The organism is Cryobacterium sp. Y50, from assembly GCF_002929805.1.
Lineage (GTDB): Bacteria > Actinomycetota > Actinomycetes > Actinomycetales > Microbacteriaceae > Cryobacterium.
In genome coordinates this window covers 1-1,789 of sequence record NZ_PJJM01000014.1, presented here as the reverse complement: position 1 = coordinate 1,789, position 1,789 = coordinate 1, and the positions used below count along the sequence as shown (strand labels likewise).

2 protein-coding genes are annotated in these 1,789 nt (G+C 58.4%); both read right to left on the bottom strand.

The genetic code is table 11. The features are described from left to right. Nucleotides 1-76 precede the first annotated feature (76 nt). Nucleotides 77-682 (bottom strand): electron transfer flavoprotein subunit beta/FixA family protein, encoded by a 606-nt coding sequence (locus tag CXY73_RS00105; RefSeq protein ID WP_104176391.1) that lies wholly within the window; start codon nt 680-682, stop codon nt 77-79. 35 nt (nt 683-717) lie between these two features. Continuing rightward, nucleotides 718-1,689 (bottom strand): nitronate monooxygenase family protein, encoded by a 972-nt coding sequence (locus tag CXY73_RS00100; RefSeq protein WP_104176390.1) that lies wholly within the window; start codon nt 1,687-1,689, stop codon nt 718-720. Nucleotides 1,690-1,789 lie beyond the last annotated feature (100 nt).

The following is a 1,789-nucleotide window of genomic DNA, read 5'->3' as shown; positions in this document are numbered from 1 at the left end:
CTCTGAACGACACGATTCATGATTCCGAGCACTGGCTGCCACCCGCACCACCCCTGGCTCCCTCGGAAGCCAATATTCAGTGTATCGGCTTCTTCTTGGCACGCATCAGTCCTTTGAACGACGCGAAGCGCGCCTCCGCATTGTGTTCCGTGACAGAGATAACCGCCGGGAGCAGGGCGCGCACAAATCGCGTCCCATGCTCTCCTGCGCGTTCCCCAGCGACCGCAGAGATGCTGATTTCAACAGTATTGAGGTAAGTGGCGTGGGGAACATCGAGTTGTTCTGCAAGCATCGCCGCCATCGATCCGCCGCGGCCATCGGTCGATTCGTTCCCGCAAATGATCAGATCGAATCCCTCCCGCCGCAGCGCGGCTGCGAGCACGGCTGAGGTCCGCAACATGTCCGACCCCACCAAGGCGTCGTCGACGATGTGAATGGCCGAGTCGGCACCGATTGTTAAACCTTTGCGCAACATCTCAGCAGCGGATGCCGGACCCATCGACATCAGCACGACCTCGGCATCGTGAGCATCCTTCTCAGTCAGCGCAACTTCGATGGCGCGCTCTGTAATTTCGTCAATGACAAGGTCGACGCCCGTGCGTTCGATCCGTCGCGTGGTTTCATCGAGTTGGCGGTCACCGTAGGTATCAGGTACCTGCTTGACAAGAACGATAATCTTCATTGATCCTCCTGTATTTGGGTTCGGATTCGACGTACTTACGCGATACTTGGCACAAGTTTTGTCATGATGATGTCTTCGGCCTCGTTCACCATGCGGGCAATGAGCTCGGAACACGTCGGCACGTTGTCGATAAGAGTTTGGGAGAGACCGGCCCACCAAATTCCGGCCTCAAGATCGCCGGTTTCGTACACGGTTCTCCCGCGTCGCCCAGCGACAAGTTCCCGAACATCACCGAATTCACCTCCGGCGTCAAGGATGGCGACTACTTCGTCAGAGACAGCGTTCGCCGACACCCGCGCAGTGTTGCGAAGCTGGCGGAAAATGAGTTTGGTTTGAAGCTCGTCGCGCCCCACCAGTTCGTCTTTGACCCGTTGATGAATCGGTGCTTCCGCGGTGGCCATGAAGCGGGTGGCCATAAGCACACCATCTGCGCCAAGAGCCAGTGCAGCGGCGAGGCCCGCACCATTTCCAATCCCGCCAGCCGCCAGAAGTGGAATGGTGATGGCGCGAGCGGCCGCTGCGAGGAGTACAAATAGCGGAATGTCCAGTTCGCCCGGATGCCCGGCGGCTTCGAAGCCGATCATGGCAATCGCATCGACGCCAGCAGATTGGGCCTTCACTGCGTGGCGGATGCTGGTGGCTTTATGTACGATTTTGATTCCTGCTGCGTGATACGTGTCCACGAACCCGTCGGGGTTTGAGCCGGACGTCTCGACTACCGGCACACCGAGGTCGATGATAACTGCCTGATATTGCTCGTAAGGGGGTGGGGAAATTGACGGAAGGGTCGTGAGATTCACAGCGAACGGCTTGTCTGTGAGCTCCTTGCACCGCAAGATCTGCTCGGCGAGGGCGTCTGGGGTAGGGAAAGTGAGCGCCGTTATCGTGCCGAGCCCTCCGGCATTTGAGACTGCAGCGGCAAGTTCGGCCTTGCCGATCCATTGCATCCCGCCCTGCATGATCGGCGCGGTTATGCCGAATTCGGTGGTAAATCGTGTGTTCAGCACAGGGAAGTCTCCTTCGACCGGGGGGGTGCCCCTATGTTTTTGTCAAGCAGCGAGTTGGTGTTCAGTTTCGTAGAGGGTGCCGTCTCGCAGCATGGCGAAT